This is a genomic window from Pedobacter borealis DSM 19626, assembly GCF_000708285.2.
Taxonomy (GTDB): domain Bacteria; phylum Bacteroidota; class Bacteroidia; order Sphingobacteriales; family Sphingobacteriaceae; genus Pedobacter; species Pedobacter borealis.
On record NZ_JAUG01000002.1, the window covers coordinates 1 to 19,702 of the forward strand.

Below are 19,702 nucleotides of genomic sequence, written 5' to 3' on the forward strand. Positions count from 1 at the left end.
AAAAATACACTTAACGAATCAGATCAAAATCAAACCATCGTATTTTCGACACCTATAAAACACTATCCCATTTAATAAAAAGTGGTATAAAATGTTGTTGAAAAAGGATAGGTAGCATTACCTATTATCCCCCTTACGTATACTGTATACGCCCTACCTTTTGTTAAGGCGAAAGTTGATCCTGACGTTTGTAAAGGGTTCGTTGTCCCGGTTGGGTTAACAAAAACTTTTATTGATGGAGATATTCCCGGTCCTAAATTAGGTATTTCAGTCCAGGTAGTAGCTGTTCCATAAGCTACGTTTGAAATGATTTTAGTTCCCGTCGCTACATCTTTAACCAGATCCAAATTAGGGCTACCAGCTGCTAAATTAACCATGCGGACAAAGATTTTTGTTGTATCTAATAAAGGCCTGCTATCCTCTACCATTAAAGAAGAAGGGATTTTTTTAGTTGTAGTGTTATATTGCCCTGTGGTATAAACCGTATAATACTTACCTGCCTCTGGGGCAATTGTTGTATTAAAAACCTCCAGATTAGCATCGGCAGTAGCGGTGGCAAGAATTTTACCCGTTAAATTGCGTGAGCCTGGGGTAGTAACTGCATATCCCAAATCTGGAAATAACCCGTTATATGCATAACCTGCATTCTCCGTTCCTGCAGTAGAAAGTGCTGATGAAAATTTAGCGCCATCCATATAAAATGTTAAGGCCGGGCTTGCCGGGCTTAAATTCAGAATTTTAAGATATGAATATTTAGGATCTCCTGGACTTATCTTTTCATAAGCCGTATTTTCAACAAGCTCACCTTTTTTACAAGCGGAAAGTAATCCTATACTAACCGCAATAAAATATAATATTTTTTTCATTTTCCTTTTGATAAATAGTGAATTTACGGTTGAGAAAACCACATTTTATAAGTGTGATAATCATTTTTGTCAGCTCCGATTTTTTTCAATGCCTCAACATTCCATAAGTACTCGGAGTTGTAACGAGGGCGATAGCGTTGCGCTGGTTTTCCACCATTATCTACATAAAAACTTGATGGAAATTTATAAACATTGAGATAAGGATTATTCCCCGCAGCATCTCCAACATTATAATTAAACTTCCTTAAATCGCACCAGGTTTCTACAAAGCCATAACCATAAAGCGCCAGGTATTTTTGCAACATAATATCTCTTAACGTTAATGTTGCCGAACTTTGCTGGACTGAGGTACTCGCTAAATACGCCGCCTTTTCAGCAGGTGTGATTGCAGTTCCTAAAGCGCTTACAAAATCAATACTTGATGTAATTCCGTTAATGTATGCGGTATATGCCAAGGCAAAATCTTTTTTTCTGAAGGCTGCCTCTGCTTTAATAAACTGCATTTCAGTATAGGTCATAATCGGGAAACCGGCATTGTCTTTAAACAGGTATTTACCCTGGTTGGGGCCAGGATTAGCAGAGCCCAATGATCCCCATTGATTAGGAATCTGATTTTTATTGGCCACTGTACCCGCATCACTGGTGTATGGTGCAGTACCTCGAAACACTCCGTCAGGAGATACCGTTATCATGTTATTACGACGAGGATCGATAACCAAAGGGGTATTGGCAACTGCAAAAGAAGTACCATCAAGCAAGGCAACAATTATCGCTGTTTGGCGGTATGCACCTAAATTTGCTCTTAACGGCCCAAAAAAGTTACCATTAATGGCAGTTGTTCCGGTGTTTGGTACAATAAAGTTATCAGCATTGCTGGCTAAGGATTTATCAACATATTCAATCACTTTAGCTGGATCGTAAGTGGCTTTATTGACCAGGTTATTTGCATTTCGGGCCAGAATACCATAGTTAAATTTTATCCATTTAGCATTATCGCCCGCATAGATCAAATCGGCAGGACCAAATTTCACTACTGTGCCCGCACCGTCGGTTCTGGTAAAATTAGATATAGATTGATTGACTAGCTTTACTACCTCGGCATAAACCTCTGGTTGTGTATCGTAATCGTAAACATAACGGTTAACATCGAAAGCTTGCTTTAAAATAATCTCTCCATGATAATCGGTTGTAGTTTGCCAGCTCCAGGCTTTTAAGGCTTGTGCCATGCCTACATAATTCCATTCTTGTTTGGCCTCAGAGTCTTCAATAATTAAGTTTAGGTTAGCGCCTAAACCAAAATAATTGGTTCTCCATATTTCGCCCATGGCATCACTACCAGCAATCCAGCCATGCTGCTCACCAACATTAACTGCTCCGCCAAAATATTGAATAAGCCCACCTAAATACCTGGAATCGAACTGGATTCCGCGCTCCATTTGAGCAAACAAAGGAGGCGTTAATGTTTTGCTCGAAACTTCTTGCGGGGTTGCTGGATCGGTATTCACATCCAGATATTTTTTACACCCTGACGCAATTATTAGTACAGCAAAAACTGATAATAATAAATATATCTTTTTCATCTCTTTAATCTTTAAAAACCAATTTTCACACCTAAATTATAACCTCTTGGTAAGCCTACAGAACCGAAATCGATTCCTGTTCCGCCTAAACCACCAGATGCAGCACTTAATCCGTTAACTGATGGATCTACGCCCTTGTAGTTTGTAATCAATAACAAGTCGGTTCCGGTTACGAAAACACTAGCATTTTTAATAACCCTACTTTTTTCAAAAATGGCTTTTGGCAGGTTATAACTTAAAGTAATATCTTTCAACCTGATCCAATTGATATCTTTTTCTAAGAAATCGGCGGTATTGTAGAAAGTTGAATAGTAAGAAGTGGTGATGTAAGGAATAACCACTACATTATTTTTGGTCGGGTTAGCAGAATTTTCTAATCCGTCGCGCATTACGCCTGCTATAATACGGGGCTCTTCACGATCGGCACTTAACTTTGACAAACCTCTTGCATATAAGTATAACTCTGTCGCGTTGTAAATATCGCCTCCTTTGCGCATATCGAGCAAGAACGAAAGGTTAAAGTTTTTATAGGTAAAACTATTGGTTAAACCCACCATAATATCAGGAGCCCGATCTCCCATTTGAGTAAAATTAACATCCTTAATCGGCATTCCATTTGCAGGATTGATTAAGAGCTGCCCGTCTTTATTCCTTAAATAATCTATACCGGCAAAAGCTGAAATTGAGGTGCCAACAGCATATTGCGCCCTAACGTTATCAAACAGCCAGCTATCAGATACATAAAATACATCCTGATTTGCAGGTAATGATAAAATTTTACCTCTAGATCTTGATGCATTTGCGGAGATATCCCAACTAAAATTCGGCGTTTTAACCGGCGTACCTTTTACCAATAACTCAAAACCATGAACGCGGATTTTTCCACTGTTAATGTATTGTAGCACTGCACCTGAAGCATAACTTAAGCGAGGTGCAGTTATTTGCTTATCGGAAAGGTTATGGTAATAAGAGAAGTCGAATGATAAACGGTTATTAAAGAAACCCAACTCCATACCAATTTCTTTGGCTGTGGTAAATTCGGCTTCCAGATTTGGATTGCCCATATTCACATCCAGTGCATAACCACCACCTGTTGTTTGTTGAGCAATGAGTTTGTTGTCTGTAATGTAGGCTACTCTGGCATCCTTACCAGATTGACCCCATGAACCTCTTAATTTACCGTATGACAACCATCCTAAATCTTTTACTGCCTGCAAATTAGAAAACACAAAACTTAATGATGTTGCAGGATAAAAGAAGGTGTTATTTTTTTGCGGCAAGGTTGAAGACAAATCCTGTCGACCAGATACAGTTAAGTACAAGAAATTATCATAACCTAACTCGGCATTGGCGAAGAAACCAACTTTCCGTTTCAGCTCGTTAGTGTATGCAACTCTTTGCGTGGTTGGATCGATATTGTTCATGCTGAAAAAATTCGGCTGATAAAAACGTGTACCAAACTGAGCATTTACCTGATATGAATCGTCTTTTATCTCCGTACCCACACGGATTACAGGCTTAAACTTTCCAAAATCTTTTTTAGCGGTTGCTACAAAGTTGGCCGTTACCAAACGTTCGTTTGCATTATATGTATTTAAACCGCCGCCAGAATTTGTTGTTCCTGACTTGTTTGCTTCATAAGATTGAATATCATAAGCAGAAAGGCCTGTTTGTGAAAAGATATCGGCTCCCGCAGTTCCTTGCATGCTTAACCAGTTTGTTGGTGCATAAGTGAATCCGATGTTTCCAAGTACACGGTTCATTTTATCATAATTGGGATTTCGCTCTACGCCCCAATAAGGATTATCCAGTTCGCCGCTCAAGCTTCCGGTAATGGTTCTTCTTTCTCCAAGAGGTGTTAAATAATTCCTCATATCGTCTGTTAGCGGCCAGGATAATGCACTTAACATTGGGCTACTTACTCCTTTATAGGTTTTATCGGTTCTTGATGAAATCAGGTTTAGCGATGCATTCATGCTTATCTTATCGCTGATTTTAGAGGTCGCATTTATTTTACCATTGATTGTATTGTAAGCGGTACCAGGGATTATACCTTTCTGATCGGTATAACTTACCGTAGTGCGGACAGATAGTTTCTCACTTCCGCCTTCAATGGTTGCATTATGTTTTTGTGTAAATCCGGTTTTATAAAAATTGCCGATGTTATCGTACATCGCTTTATTGGCCGGATATTTTGAACCAAAGAAAGTACGGGTTCTTTGTTCTTCGTCGAAAATACCTCCTGTACCGCCACCATAAGTGGTTTGCACTTCAGGATAGCGATAAGTATTTTCTATTCTGAAAGAGTTGCTATATGATACACGCGCAGTACCTGCTTTTGCTCTTTTTGTCGTAATTACTACCGCACCAGATGCACCGTCTGTTCCATATAGCGCAGAAGCTTCAGGCCCTTTAAGAATGGTAAGTGATTCGATCTCTTCGGGATTAATATCCATCGCCCTGTTTCCATAATCGTTCTGGCGGTTAAAAGTTCCCTGGCCTACTAAATTATACTCACTAAAAGTACGGTTAGAAATAGGCAAACCATCTACAATAAATAGTGGTTGATTATCTCCGTCTAAAGAAATCCCTCCGCGGATAATCATTGTTGCAGATGCACCAGGCGTACCCATTGTTGGTGTAATTGTAGCTCCAGCCACACGTCCTTGCAGGGCATTCAAAAAATTATCGCGCTGTGTATCCGCAATATCTGCCCCTTTTAAAGTTTGTGCTGAATAGCCTAATGCATCTTTCGATCTTTTAATACCGAACGCGGTAACAACAACTTCATTTAGGTTACCAGCATCGGTAGCCATTGAAACATTAATAATTCTGTTGGCGCCAACAGGCCTATCAACAGTTGCATAGCCAACAAAACTAAAGGTTAGTACATCAGTTTTGAGGGCTTTAATAGCATAATTTCCATCCGCATTGGTTTGCGAAACGACTGTGCTTCCTTTCACTCTGATAGAAACACCTGGTATTGGCCCATCCTCAGATGTCACCTTACCCGTAATGATAGTTTGTTGTGCAATGGCATGAGCCAGGAACAAAAACGTACCAAGAAAAATTAATAGTAGTTTTTTTTTCATAAACTGCCTGTTTAGGAATGGAATGATTTGTTAGTTGTTAGTTAATTTGTTGTTTGCCAAAACACGCACAAAAACGCATTTTAATTTATTATTTAGCTAATATCATAAATGTTTTTCAATAAAAAAACAATTTAACAAAGTATATGCGCCTAACAAACAAAATTTTATCGCACAAACACGCATAAAAACGCAAATAATATTAATTTTAAAATCTTTTTATACATTCGTAGAAAATCAAATGATTTATGCTGAAAAAAGAACGTCACGACTTCATCATGCGCCAGATTAACCTGCATAACCGAGTTTTAACATCCGACTTAGTGCAGTTACTTAATGTTTCAGAAGATACAATCAGACGAGATTTACAAGAGCTTGTTGATGAAAACTTACTTTATAAGGTTCATGGAGGCGCTTTATCGAAATCTTATCACAGTTCTTTTGACGATAGTACGGTTTATGCCAGAGATAGTAAGATTGCGATTGGCAAAAAAGCCGTTCAGTTGATAAAAGATGGCATGGTCGTTTTAACCGGAGGAGGAACAACGATTTTAGAATTTGTGAAACGACTTCCACAGGGCCTATCTGCTACATTTTTTACCATTAGTCCGTTGGTGGCAGTAGAATTGGCCAAATACAACAATATCGAAGTGATTTTGATCGGAGGCTTGTTTTCTAAAAATTCGCAAGTTACCTACGGCGGACAAGTAATTACACAGTTATCGGAAATTAAGGCCGATTTATGCCTGATGGGAACCAGCGCCATCCACCCAGACGAAGGCCTGACGGATACTTATTGGGAAATTAACCAACTTAAAAAAGCCATGCTGGCCTGTGCAAAAAAAACCGCTGTACTTTGTATTTCCGAAAAGCTGGATATTGCTTTAAGATTAAGGGTTTGCCCGATAGAAAGCATTAGTTATTTGATAACGGAGTTAGATTTAGATCATGAATCGCTTTCGCGTTACCGCGCTAAAGAGCTAAATATTTTATAAAAAGAGGTTGTATCACACAGATTTGTCACCCTGTCCAAAGGACTCCTGTGGAGAGCCTGTCGAAGGGCCTATTTAAATACTGTTTAAGGTGTTTCGACAGGCTCAACATAACAGCATCTGAGCTGAAATTGTGTTTATGATACAACCTCTTTCATTTTGCTAGAAAGTAGGATCTGCAGGGGTATTGGTATTATTATCCCTTTCTGCGAAAGGATAAGGGAAGAAATTCCGTTTACGATCAGCTAAAGGCTGATTAAATCTTCTCATATCCTCAAGTTTTAGCCCAGACATGAAGAGCTCAATGCAACGGTGTTTGTAAATCAGATCTAAAAGCTGTTGTTGTGTATAAGGACCAGTTAGTGCCGGCAGTGCTGCGCCCATTCCATAATTAGCATCAAGCACATTTCCTGTTGCAGGGCGTGTTACTACCTTATTTAGCTCAGTTAATGATGAGGCCAGGTCAGGAGTAGCCTGGCGGGCATACGCCTCTGCCTTAATTAATGTCATTTCACCAGGCAGATAAACTGGAATTGGCGTTAAGCTAGCCGCACCAAAACCATTAATGCGCACTGTCGTGCTAATTGCTGTATAAAATGGAATCCTCGCATCACCTGCATCCGGGATATTAGCACCAGTTTGCCCTAAATTTATATTTTTTGGCTGAATTACATTATTCGTAGAGGTAGCAATCTCAAAAATGGGATTAAGATTTTGCGCGTCATAAGTTAGCGCAGACCTTTTAGTTAAATCAACAGCATTGGCACTGCTTAAGGCAAGGGGATAATTGCCAACAAACAACGCATAACGAGCCTTTAAAGCATTGAGCGTATTCGGGATATCCACTCCCGTAGGAATATTGCTTAAAAACGAGGTGCTGATTGGGTTTGCTGCAATTAAGGCCAAAGCGTTATCAATAGTTGCAATAGCTTTGTTAAAACCATCTGTCCTTGTAATAAAAGTTACGTTCTGTCCAGTTCCGTTTGGAACTTTTTCCCAAAATTCCGACAAATTACCCAATGCCAAGGCTTTAAAAATACTAGCATGTGCAATTAAGCCAGAAGCCAAACCTTTATCGGCAAGATTAGCTGCATTACTGATCACATTATCTGCATCAAAAATGATTTTATTTGAACTGGTCCAAACATTTAGTAACACCGAATTTGTACCATCTACCTGCACTCCTCCCGTCATCAGCCGGTCTTCGTTGGTATTTCCTGTATTAACAGAAATTAACTCATTAGTAGTAATGCCATTAACAGTAATTGCTGCATACATGAGCCCTGCTCTTGTTGTGGAGAAATTTTTCTGAAGACCAACCGTAATCCCGGTCAAACCTCTTGCAGAAAGGAGCACATCATCAGCTACAGCACCGTTAGGATTCAAATATTCCTTTTTACAAGCAGCCAGTGAAAGGGCCATTGCAAAGAAAAATGTGTAGCGAATATATTTTGATCTTGAATTTTTCATCTTAATATGATTTATTTTTTCCAATAAATTAAAACTTAGCTTGTAAACCGAAAGAAAAAGTACGTGGAATAGGTACAGAGCCAAAATCGATATTTCTCAAAATTGTGGATTGACCACCAGCGTTCAGCTCAGGATCGTAGCCTTTGTAATTATCCCACGAAATCAGATTCCTTCCACTAAGATTAACAGTTAAATTTTTAATAAATTTAACCTGACCAATATTATAACTTAAAGAAATCTCTCTCAATTTCACAAAAGATCCATCATCAATACGCCATTCTTCTACATTGTACGCACCAGCCACATAGCCTCTAGGCAATTGGCCCATCTGCTCTGCTTCAGCTACCTTGCCATTGCCTACGCCTTGACGGGTTCTCCAATCGGCGTTCCAAACATCTCCTCCTTGTACCGCATCGAGCTGAATGTGCAGACTTAACTTTTTATAGGTAAAATCGTTTACAAAAGACCCTGTATAATCTGGGTTCGGATCGCCGATTACTTTACGCAAAACATTACCTGCGGCTTGACCTGCAGTTAAAGGAATACCAGCAGGGTTTGTCGCAATATCTCCATTTGATGTCCGCTCAAAATATGTTCCATAAAAAACACCTACTGGATAACCGTCAGTGATAGAAACAGGTGCGCCAGCATTGGTTGAAATTAATCTCTGTGCACCTGAACCTACAATTTTATTTCTATTTCTGTTGTAGATTAGTGTTGATGTCCAGGTAAAATCTTGGGTTTTTAATGGTACTCCTGTAAGCATGAGCTCTATCCCTTTGTTTTTAAGCGATCCACCAATATTATCCAAAAGGCTGGAATACCCTGTAGTTGGAGCAATTACCACTCCCAATAATAAGTCTTTAACACTTTTATTGTACCAGCTAAATGTTAGGCCCAAACGGTTATTAAAAAACGACATATCCGTACCTAATTCCAATTCTTTTTGACGCTCTGGTTTAACATCAGTATTAGCAAGCGTGCTGCTGGATGCCAATGATGTTTTGCTGTTTAAGGCGCTAGGTAGATACACATTAAAACGATCGTAAGCACCAATACCAGTTAAATTACCCGATTCGCCATACGCTGCCCGAAGTTTAAATGCATTCCACCAAGATGAAACACCAAGATCCTTCCAATAATTAGCAGATGACAACACATAACTTACATTTGCTTTTGGATAAAATTGTGTTCCGTTGCCTTCACCAAAAACAGTTGATTGATCGACCCTGATTGCTCCGGTAACAAAAAGATGGTCTTTATATTTAAAATTCTGTTGTAAATAGGCCCCGCTTATTGAGAATTCTGAACGGTTATCATTATTGGGAAGTATCGTACTCGCGCCATTAACCGTCTGAATAAGTGGTGCCAGCCCCCTGCCATTTAACAAACTAAACAAATCTTTCTGATACTGATAAGATCCACCTAATTGCGTTGTCGAACTTAATAAGTCAGATATTTTTGCATCATAGGTGAAATTTAATTCATTATTAAACAGTGTAGTTGTTGCATTTGCCGCACTGGCATAACCATTTAATGATGGGTCTAAACTAGCACCACCACCATAAAAACCTGTACTCACATTATAAGTAAAGGGCGGAATAAATGTTGTTCCATTTTGAATGGAATTATCAACCCCCATGGTATAATCGATAGTCAGGTTTTTTACGGGATTGAGCTTTAAACCTAGATTGGCAATAATGCGATTGGTAAACTGGCGCTGCTTGATATCTTCAATAACAGAAACTGGATTAACACGACCGCGTTCTCCAACAGCTTTTAAATTGCCCAATATATCTCTTGCAAAAATATCGTGAAAGTTACCAATAATGGTTACAGAGTTCATTGGTGAAAAGAATGAATTACCATCTGGTTTTTCATTGGCATCGCTATGCACATAGTTAAAACCAGCTGTCATCTTTGCCCAGTTATTAATTTTTTGATCAAGATTTGCCCTGAAGTTCATTCTTTTAAAATCCGTGTTTTTTATGATTCCCTGATTTGAGAAATAACCAGCCGAGGTATAGAATTTAGTGTTGTCATTACCTCCAGAAACTGAAACTGAATTATCTGTACCAATACCTGTCCTGAAAATATAATCCTGGTAATTATACCTGGTTACCGGAGTTTTTGCGGTCTGTAAAACAGGAGTGGCACCAGGAGTGGGTGGAACTGTTTGAATGACATCTTGCGTTACAGAGTTCGCATTATCCCCAAACCTAAAAGGCGCCTGGTTTACTTCAATTTGCTTACGTAGCTCGCTTATGGTTAGACTTGTACTAAAGCTCACTTGAGGCTCGCCGGTTTTACCCCTCTTGGTAAAAATCTGGATTACCCCCGCATTTGCCCTCGAACCATAAATTGCTGCAGCTGCCGCACCATTTAAAACCTCAATATGATCAATATCTGCCGGACTAATATCCACCATCCGGTTTTGCCCAATACTTCCGACAAAGTTTCCGCCATCATAATTGGCTGATGTATTGGTTACTCTGGTTGTAGAGTTGTTTACAATTACCCCATCGATAATGTAAAGTGGCTCTGATGATGAGTTAACCGAGCTTACTCCTCTTAATCGAACAGAAATTCCACCAGCCGGATCTCCAGAATTTTGGCTGATTTGTGCGCCGGGTGTTTTACCTTGTAATGAAGCCAGTGCATTTCCACTAGGCGCCTTGTTTAAATCATCACCTTTTACTGTACTCACATAACTACCGAGCTGTTTACGGGTAGTTCCTTGAGAGGTACCCGTAACAATTACCTCATCGAGCCCCACTGCATCGCCACTTAAAGCACTATTTGCCTGAACTGTGGTATTATCGCCAAGTGTTACCGTTTCGATATTCGATTTAAAGCCGATAAAAGAAATCTGGATCTGGTATTTACCAGGTGCTAAATCAACCGAAAAGTTATACGTTCCACTCGAACTTGTGCTTGTTACAAGATTTGTATTGATAATTTTCACAACAGCACCGGGAACAGGGCTGTTATTTGCGGCATCGGTAACCTTACCGCTTATGGTATACCGTTTGTTTTGTGCCTGCGCCATTTCTGTAAATAAGAGCAGTAGAAATGGGATCAACAAAATTGCGAAGAATCCTGGTGGCCATTTTAGGTAACTTTTTTCCATAAAATTTGGTTTTGTTAGAAGATTAGTGTTAAAACAAATTTAACAAAATACCGCGCAAACCAAATTTTTTAACCTGTACAAACTGATTTACAAAATTGTGCTTACCTAAGCTGGTAAACTGATTTTACCCATGCAAACCGAAGGTACGCCTTGCCTATCGCCAAAGTCTATCGGTTTGCCACAGAGTGTTTCATTGGCCAAAACAGCAAACAAAACAGCTTCTTTTGCATCGGGATTAATATTTAAGTCTTCAGTGGTTAGGAATTTGCAAAAAGGTAACTTGCTTTTAAGAAGCTGTACAAGCAAGGGATTATGCATTCCGCCGCCACTCATAAAAACCTGTGCATTAGCATCTTCGCCAAAACAACGCTTAATCGCATTCGCAATGGTTTCTGCAGAAAAATGACATAAGGTAGCCATTATATCGGCTGCACTTAGACCAGTTGTTGAAGACTGTTCTTGTGCGCTGATTAAATACTCCAGATTAAACAATTCTGGTCCTGTGGTTTTAGGAAAATCCAGATCAAAAAAGCTGCAATTTAATAACGCAGACAATAGACTGGGATTAGATTCGCCTGCCAATGCAACAGCTGCATTTTTATCATAAAATTGATTAAAATGTTTTTGCATATATTGGTCCATCAAAGTATTTCCTGGGCCAACATCCGTCGAAAAAATTTCACTGGCATCGGTACTCCCTGGCAAATAGGTGAAATTTGCTATGCCGCCTATATTTAACATTACCCGATCTTCGCCAGCTTTCGAAAATATTAAATAATCACCATAAACTGCTAAGGGTGCACCTTCACCCCCCGCTGCCAAATGTTTTTGCCTAAAGTCAGAAAGTGTGATAATCCCAGTCTTTAGCGCAATATGGTCTCCATCACCAATTTGTAATGTACCATTAGGATAATCGGCCAATTGATGCAGAGATTTAGGCGCATGAAATATGGTTTGTCCGTGGCTGGCTATAAAATCTATATCCTCATTTTTATAGCCCCATTCTTCCAGGGCTTCATTTATTAGTTGGGCATGGGTATTTGCAATATGCTCATTCATTAAGCAAACCAATTGTAGATCGACTTCTTTTTTAGAAAAGATGGCCTTTATTTTTGTTCTAAAATCAGCTGTATAATCTGCGGTTTTAAATTTTAAAATCCGAATATCCGTCTCAGCACCGCTTCCCTTTACCAAACAAAGCGCAATATCCAGTCCATCCATTGATGTACCACTCATCAATCCTATAATTAAGCGTTCCAATTTCCCTGCTTTCGAATACAACTTTTCAATCTGTGTGTTCATATTGGCTTTTTATCTTAAAAAGATCAAACGTTTGTCTGCCCCTTTAATCGAATTTTATATAAATACTTGCAATAAAAGTAAATATCCTTTGTTACAAATTGGGCATAACTCTCTATATTTACTGCTCCGTACATTAAAATCCATATAAAAAAAATGGCTAGATTAAATCTACTGGAGGAGACACGTTTCGAGAAATTACCGGTAAGCGTGTTCGAAAATCCAAAAATTGCTTCAATTAATGTTGCACACCGCATTGCCGAGCTCATTAAATCTAAACAAGCAAGCAACACACCTGCAGTACTGGGCTTAGCAACAGGTGTTACCCCAATTGCAGTTTATGCCGAACTGGTTAGACTGCACAAAGAAGAGGGCTTGAGTTTTAAAAACGTAATTACTTTCAACCTGGATGAATATTATCCAATGGCGCCAACTGCGGCACAAAGTTATGTTACGTTTATGAACGAAAACCTTTTCAATCATATCGATATTGATAAGAAGAATGTTCACATCCCTGATGGCACGCTTGCACTGGAAGACATTCCTGCATTCTGCTTAGAATATGAAAAGAAAATAGGTGATCTTGGTGGTCTTGATATCCAGATTTTAGGTATCGGCCGTACAGGTCACATCGGATTTAACGAACCGGGATCTGCACCAAATTCTGGTACCCGTTTAGTTACTTTAGACGACCTTACCCGCCGCGATGCCGCACGCGATTTCGGTGGAAAAACCTTTGTACCAACTAAGGCCATTACCATGGGTATCGGTACAATTTTCAAAGCAAGGGAAATTATATTGATGGCCTGGAGCCGTAAAAAAGCTTCGATTATTAAAAAAGCTGTTGAAGGCGAAATTTCGGGCGATGTTCCGGCAACGTACCTGCAGCTTTCTGACCATGTGGAGTTTATCCTTGATGCTCCTGCTGCTTCAGAACTGACCCGTTTTGACACACCATGGTTGGTTAAAGACTGTGTTTGGACAGATGCTCTGATCCGTAAAGCGGTGATCTGGTTGGCCAATACCTTGAAAAAACCGATCTTAAAGTTAACCGAAGACGATTACAACAATAATGGTATGGCACAACTGGCTACTGAAAAAGGACCAGTATACAATATCAACATCCATATCTTTAATAAATTACAGCACACCATTACAGGTTGGCCAGGAGGTAAACCGAATGCTGATGATTCGCAGCGCCCGGAAAGAGCTGAACCTGCTAAAAAGAGAATAATTATTTTCTCACCACACCCTGATGATGATGTGATCTCGATGGGCGGTACTTTTCTCCGCCTGGTTGACCAAGGGCATGATGTACACGTAGCTTACCAAACCTCAGGTAATACCGCGGTTTGGGATGATGATGCGCTTCGTTTTGTTGAGTTCAATGTAGATTTTACAGAGAAAATGGGTATGGACAATACACATTTGAAGGATCTTTACAACAAAATGAGAACCTTTATTGAGCAGAAACAACCAAACCAGATAGATACGCCAGAGATCCAAACGGTTAAAGGATTAATCAGAAAAGGCGAGGCAATTGCCGGCGCAAGATATTGCGGTCTTGAAGATGACCATATCCACTTTCAGGCGCTTCCTTTCTACGAAAGCGGTAAGGTTCAGAAAAACCCGGTAACGGATGCTGATATCGAGCTTACAATAGCACTATTGCAAAAAGTTAAGCCTCAACAGGTGTACGCGGCAGGCGATTTTGAAGATCCGCACGGAACGCATATTGTTTGTTTTAATATTATTTTAGAAGCATTAAAACGTTTACGCAAAACCGAAGCCTGGGCGCAAGATTGCTGGCTGTGGATGTACCGCGGTGCATGGCACGAATTTGAAACGCATGAAATCGAAATGGCTGTTCCAATTTCTCCACAGGAGCTTGAGCGTAAAAAATATGCGATTTTCAAACACCAGAGCCAAAAAGACAGAGCAGTTTTCCCTGGTGATGATGCTAGAGAGTTCTGGCAGCGTGCCGAAGACCGTAACCGTGATACGGCGAAAGCTTACGACGAACTTGGACTTGCAGAATATGAAGCAATGGAAGCATTTGTACGCTGGAAATTTGAAGATTAATTAAAAAGAAACATAAATAGTAATCCTGCTTTGTTAACTCAAGGCAGGATTTTTTTTGCCCAACCTACGAAGTTTAGCCTCCACCAATTGTCATGCTGAGCTTAGCGAAGCATCTGTTAACCACAAATCCTAATAAGGCATAAACCATAATAGCAATACAATGCCTAGAAAAGATCCTTCACGTTGTTCAGGATGACAAATCATTTCCCCCAAACTTCATAAGTAATTTCTCATTCTAAAAACAATACTCTAAATTAGTTTGCTGAACCCAAACAAGCTAATCATGACCGAACCTAAACCACGATTGTTATCTCTTGATTTTTTCAGGGGATTAACCGTAGCCGCAATGATCTTAGTGAACAATCCGGGCAGCTGGGGACATATTTACGCACCTTTAGAGCATGCGGAATGGAATGGATGTACCCCTACCGATTTAATTTTCCCATTCTTCTTATGGATTGTTGGTGTATCCATTGCATTTGCCATGAGCAGCAGCAAAACAGATCCGCCTTCACATCAAAAAACAATCATAAAAGCCATTAAACGTGGTATTATACTTTATTTACTCGGTTTCTTTTTGGCCATTTTCGGAAAAATTATCAGTGCCATAATAGATGACAGATCGATTTGGGAGGCTTTTCAAACGGTTCGTCTTTTAGGCGTTTTACAAAGAATAGGCATTGTTTTTATCATTAGCAGTATCATTTTCATCAAAGTATCGAACAAAACCATATTCAAAATCTTAATCGTAATCCTTGCCCTTTACTGGGCCTTAATGACATTTATTCCTGTACCGGGAGTAGGCTATCCCAACCTGGAAAAAGAAACGAATTTAGCTGCTTGGATCGACCGCGGGATTTTAACCGAAGCACATACCTGGGCCTCATCTAAAACCTGGGATCCGGAAGGGGTTTTGAGCACATTACCGGCAGTAGGAACGTGCTTATTTGGTATTCTGGTTGGCGTTTGGATGCGCAGAAAAGATGTAGACAATGCAACTAAGGTGGCCTGGTTATTTACTACAGGTATAACCGCTCTTATTTTAGGTTTACTTTGGGATTTACAGTTCCCGATCAACAAAGCCCTTTGGACAAGTTCTTACGTACTCTATGCAGGTGGATTGGCGTCAATAGGACTGGCACTTTGTTACTGGATCATCGATGTTCAGGGTTACAAAAAATTTACCACTCCTTTTGTTGTTTATGGTGTAAATGCCATAACAGTCTTTTTCTTAGCAGGCTTAATGCCGCGGGTATTAAACCTAATCCAGATTACCAAACCTGATGGTACAAAAACAGGATTATTGGTGCGCTTTTATGAAACTTGTTACACTCCGTTTTTTAGCCCCATAAATGCTTCCTTAGTTTGGGCCATAACCTATGTGCTCGGCTTTTATGTGTTATTATATTTTATGTATAAAAAGAACATTATTATTAAGGTTTAGTAAATTTACGCTATAATTGATTGTCCCCACTTCTGCAATTGAAAAAGAAAACCACCATATACGATATAGCAAAGGAGCTTGATATCACCGTATCAACAGTTTCAAGGGCGCTTAGTGGCTTTCCGGCAATAAGTGACGCCACCAGAAAGGCAGTTGTTGAAATGGCTAAAAAATTAAACTATAGCCCAAATAAACTCGCCTCTGCATTAAAATCTGGCAAAACCCATATTATTGGTGTAATTGTACCAAGTGTACAGGCACATTTCTTCGCATCCATTATCCATTGCATAGAAGACGGGCTGAAAGACAGCGGTTACCGTGTTATTATCTACCAATCCAACGAATCTGTAGAGAACGAAATAAACGGCGTAAGAACCTTACTAGAGGCGCAGGTAGACGGCATTATGGCCTCCATGTCTTTAGAAACAAAAGATGTTTCGCACTTTGCCGAAATTATTAAGCAAAATAAACCACTTATCTTATTCGACCGGGTAGATCTGGAGCTAAAAGTCCCTACCATTACACTTGATGATTTCAAGGCAGGTTATATAGCCACGAAACATTTAATCGATCAGGGTTATAAAAAAATTGCATTTGTAACCACCGTTCATCAGATTAAAATATTTAACGATCGCTTAGAAGGATACAAAGCAGCCTTAGCAGACCATAACCTTCCGCTAATGGAAGAACATATTATTTTTGGCGGTTTATCCATTAAAGATGGGCGGTTTGGTGCTGGCAGGTTAATGCGCAGCAGAAACAAACCTGATGCAATTATTGCTGGTGACGATTTTACCGCCTTAGGTGTAATTAAAAAGCTTAAAGAGATTGATGAAACACCCCCTGAAGTTGGTGTAATTGGTTTCGCCAATGAAGCATTTTCCGCTTACATTACACCTAACCTATCAACAATTGATCAGCATGCGTCACAAATGGGCAAAGAATGTGCTAAAATGTTTCTGAAAATGATTAATCAGGAGAGCCCATACGCCAACATGGAGCATATCGTGCTCGATCCAGCTGTTGTAGAAAGAGAATCAACCAATAAGAAAGATAAATAGCGCTTATTATTCTTTCGCTAAAGGAACTTCGATACCAACAGGCCCACTGGGTTCACTTTCATTTTTTAGTCGATCAAGTGCAGTTACAAGGTAGCTATACCGCTTTCCACTTTCTACACTGGTATCAATATAGGAAAGATAATCTTCAAAGCTAATTTTAACAATGTACTTAGGATCGAGTACGGAAATTTTTTCTCCTTCATTAAAGCGGTAAATTACAAATCCTGAGGCCGTTTCTCCATCTTTTGCCTTTAACGGAAGTTGCCATTTTAAATGCACACCATCTTTTAGTGCATCAGCCGTTAATGCCTGGGGCTCGTTTGGTGGCACTTCATCCAGCCATGGCATTTGCGGAGGCAAAGCAGGGTATTTATAAAAATCATTCTTTAAGGAGTCGCCTACAGCTTTAGCAACTGTACTTAATGATTTAGAGCTAAAAAACACGCTCCCCTGAATCCGGTTGTTATTTCTTATGTATCTAATCTGACTGGGTATTTCACTTAAGTTTTTCCATGCTGCTTCTGCCCTCGAATTTACAAGATAAGCACCCTGTCCGATATAAACATGCCTACCAAAAGTATTATTGCTCCACCAGTCGACCAAAATACCATAGGGAGCTACTCTTCTGGTAAACGTAAAATAAATTTGAGGGTTGATGTAATCTACCCAGCCTTCTCTAACCCATTTACGGCTATCGGCAAAAAGTTCTGCATAATTGGATAGGCCACTGGTAGCAGAACCTTCGGGATCTTCATTTTTATTTTTCCAGATCCCAAAAGGACTAATGCCAAACTTTACCCATTTTTTATAGTGGTGGATGCTATCGTCCAGCTGCTTGATGAGCAGATCAACATTGTTGCGCCTCCAGTCTTTTATATCTGAAAAATTATTGGGGTATTTGTAAAAAGTATTGCCATCGTTAATTGTTTGCCCTTCTACTTTATAAGGATAAAAATAATCGTCGAAGTGAATTCCATCAATATCGTATCCTTTTACTACATCTAAAATTACCTGAACAATATATTCTCTCACATCTGGAATACCCGGATCAAACTGCTTTTTGCCACCATAGGTAAAAAACCAATCAGGGTGTTTACGATAAGCATGGTTTTCACTTAAAACAGCTGTGCTGCTCATGCTGGCTCTATAAGGATTAAACCAGGCATGAAGTTCCATTCCCCTGAAATGGGCTTCTTTAATGGCAAAGGCCAAAGGGTCGTAACCAGGTGCAGGTGCCAAACCTTGTTTACCCATTAACCATTGGCTCCAGGGCTCTCTGGATTTTGCGTAAAACGCATCGGCTGCTGGTCTAACCTGCAAAATAATTGCATTCATCCCTTGACTTTTATGTCTTTCTAAAATACCGATCAGCTCCTGCTTTTGTTGATCAATGCTTAAACCTGGCTTCGATGGCCAGTCTATATTGGTAACAGTAGCCACCCAAACACCCCTAAACTCCCTTTTTGGTGCAATTTTTGATAAAGGTTGTGCATTTAATATATAAGGTACTACAGTTAAAGATAAAAGTGCGTATAGGAAGTTTTTAAGCATTATTTCTGTCTTATTTTTTTATTCAGGTTGCGTGTTTGTGTTGATTTGAATACAAATGAACATTAGCAAGTAAACGATTTTTTTTAAAAACTCTTATAAGTTTTTAAAAAATTTAATTTGCGCCCTGCTAAAATTAATTGTGTATACCCATTTACCTATGGAGAACAAAAGTATATTAATTTACAGAAGATACAGCGTTATTAAAAATGGAACCACAAAAGATTAATAAGGGTGATAGAAACAAAATTTACTTCCTGGTCATCGTTATTGCAGCTTTAATTGGCACAAATGCTTACTTGTTTTTTAAAGATCGACCGCAAAGTGAAAGATTTGTTACAGTTAGTACAGAGAAGGATAAACTGCGGCTCGAGGTAGAAAAGATTGAGGTAGAGCTGGATAAGGTTAATGCATTAAACCTGGATTTAAACGAGAAACTTGTTGAAGAGCAGAAACTTGCCCGGGTAAAAATCGAAGAACTTAAAGCAGCTTTAGAAAAAAACCAGATTACCCAGGGCGAACTCGACAAAGCCAATGTACAGATAAACGAGCTGAAGACATTTGTTAAGAACTACAATGATCAGATTATTCAGCTGCAGAAAGACAATATCTTTCTAAAAAACAGTCGTGATAGTTTACAGAATACACTAAGAAACATCAGCAGTAAGGCATCGAACTTAGAGAGCGAAAACGCTAATCTAAATGCGAAAGTTAAAACTGCCGCGGTATTAAAGCTTCAATCTGCCGAAATTATTGCTTTCAGAACGAAATCAAGTGGTAAAAAAGTTGAAGTAACCAAATCATCTACTGCCGAGAAGTTAAGCGTGCGCTTTAATGTTGTGCCTAACCAATTGGCAGAAAAAGGACATCATAACATTTATCTCCGGGTATTCGATCCGGCTGGCAATCTGCTTGCAGACGAGGAAAACCATTTTGAGGCTGATGGGCAGGATATGCAGTTCAGCCATTCTATTTTTATTAACTACAATAACGATGACAGTACCTATGTTATCGACTGGGCAAATCCTAAACCATTTATAAAGGGCATATATACCGTAATTTTATATGCTGATGGTAATACCATGGGCAAGGCTCAAGTGGAGCTGAGATAAATCCCACCTTCTGATTAACCAACCTCTAC

The 19,702-nt window shown here is 39.4% G+C and carries 12 protein-coding genes; 5 read left to right on the plus strand and 7 right to left on the minus strand.

Annotated elements, in window-relative coordinates; genetic code table 11:
• Window positions 1–71: 71 nt before the first annotated feature.
• Genes AW17_RS00895 through AW17_RS00905 form a run of 3 tightly spaced genes read right to left on the minus strand, consistent with a single transcriptional unit; the run spans window position 72 to window position 5,538 of the window.
• Entirely contained in the window at window positions 72–866 is a 795-nt protein-coding gene (locus AW17_RS00895; protein ID WP_029274192.1) for a DUF4397 domain-containing protein, read from the minus strand.
• Between the two features lie 23 nt (window positions 867–889).
• On the minus strand, window positions 890–2,446 hold the full coding sequence (locus tag AW17_RS00900; protein ID WP_029274193.1) for a SusD/RagB family nutrient-binding outer membrane lipoprotein: 1,557 nt from the start codon (window positions 2,444–2,446) through the stop codon (window positions 890–892).
• A gap of 11 nt (window positions 2,447–2,457) precedes the next feature.
• The gene (locus tag AW17_RS00905) at window positions 2,458–5,538 is read right to left on the minus strand and encodes a SusC/RagA family TonB-linked outer membrane protein (protein ID WP_029274195.1); all 3,081 of its coding nucleotides are present in this window, start codon (window positions 5,536–5,538) and stop codon (window positions 2,458–2,460) included.
• Between the two features lie 245 nt (window positions 5,539–5,783).
• On the opposite strand from AW17_RS00905, the gene AW17_RS00910 reads away from it, so the two are divergent.
• Window positions 5,784–6,530, plus strand: coding sequence for a DeoR/GlpR family DNA-binding transcription regulator (locus AW17_RS00910; RefSeq protein WP_029274196.1), 747 nt, complete (start codon window positions 5,784–5,786; stop codon window positions 6,528–6,530).
• A gap of 159 nt (window positions 6,531–6,689) precedes the next feature.
• On the opposite strand, the gene AW17_RS00915 is transcribed toward AW17_RS00910, so the two are convergent.
• From AW17_RS00915 to AW17_RS00925, 3 genes are all read right to left on the minus strand, one after another.
• Entirely contained in the window at window positions 6,690–7,997 is a 1,308-nt protein-coding gene (locus tag AW17_RS00915; protein WP_029274198.1) for a RagB/SusD family nutrient uptake outer membrane protein, read from the minus strand.
• Between the two features lie 28 nt (window positions 7,998–8,025).
• Entirely contained in the window at window positions 8,026–11,127 is a 3,102-nt protein-coding gene (locus AW17_RS00920) for a SusC/RagA family TonB-linked outer membrane protein (RefSeq protein WP_029274199.1), read from the minus strand.
• A 105-nt stretch (window positions 11,128–11,232) separates the two neighbouring features.
• Window positions 11,233–12,429, minus strand: a complete 1,197-nt coding sequence (locus AW17_RS00925; RefSeq protein WP_029274200.1) for an anhydro-N-acetylmuramic acid kinase — start codon at window positions 12,427–12,429, stop codon at window positions 11,233–11,235.
• Window positions 12,430–12,582: 153 nt separating this feature from the next.
• Between AW17_RS00925 and nagB the strand changes: the two genes are divergently transcribed.
• The 3 genes from nagB to AW17_RS00940 all read left to right on the plus strand — a co-directional run bounded on the left by nagB (window position 12,583) and on the right by AW17_RS00940 (window position 17,013).
• Window positions 12,583–14,508 (plus strand): glucosamine-6-phosphate deaminase, encoded by a 1,926-nt coding sequence (gene nagB, locus AW17_RS00930; protein ID WP_029274201.1) that lies wholly within the window; start codon window positions 12,583–12,585, stop codon window positions 14,506–14,508.
• Between the two features lie 283 nt (window positions 14,509–14,791).
• The gene (locus AW17_RS00935; protein ID WP_029274202.1) at window positions 14,792–15,952 is read left to right on the plus strand and encodes an acyltransferase family protein; all 1,161 of its coding nucleotides are present in this window, start codon (window positions 14,792–14,794) and stop codon (window positions 15,950–15,952) included.
• A gap of 38 nt (window positions 15,953–15,990) precedes the next feature.
• Complete coding sequence (locus AW17_RS00940; protein ID WP_029274203.1) at window positions 15,991–17,013, plus strand: LacI family DNA-binding transcriptional regulator; 1,023 nt, start codon at window positions 15,991–15,993, stop codon at window positions 17,011–17,013.
• 6 nt (window positions 17,014–17,019) lie between these two features.
• Here AW17_RS00940 and AW17_RS00945 read toward each other — a convergent pair whose 3' ends face one another.
• On the minus strand, window positions 17,020–18,564 hold the full coding sequence (locus tag AW17_RS00945) for a glycoside hydrolase family 10-like protein (protein ID WP_029274204.1): 1,545 nt from the start codon (window positions 18,562–18,564) through the stop codon (window positions 17,020–17,022).
• A gap of 206 nt (window positions 18,565–18,770) precedes the next feature.
• Here AW17_RS00945 and AW17_RS00950 point away from each other — a divergent pair, with 206 nt between their 5' ends.
• Complete coding sequence (locus tag AW17_RS00950) at window positions 18,771–19,673, plus strand: coiled-coil domain-containing protein (protein ID WP_029274205.1); 903 nt, start codon at window positions 18,771–18,773, stop codon at window positions 19,671–19,673.
• The last annotated feature ends 29 nt before the right edge of the window (window positions 19,674–19,702 follow it).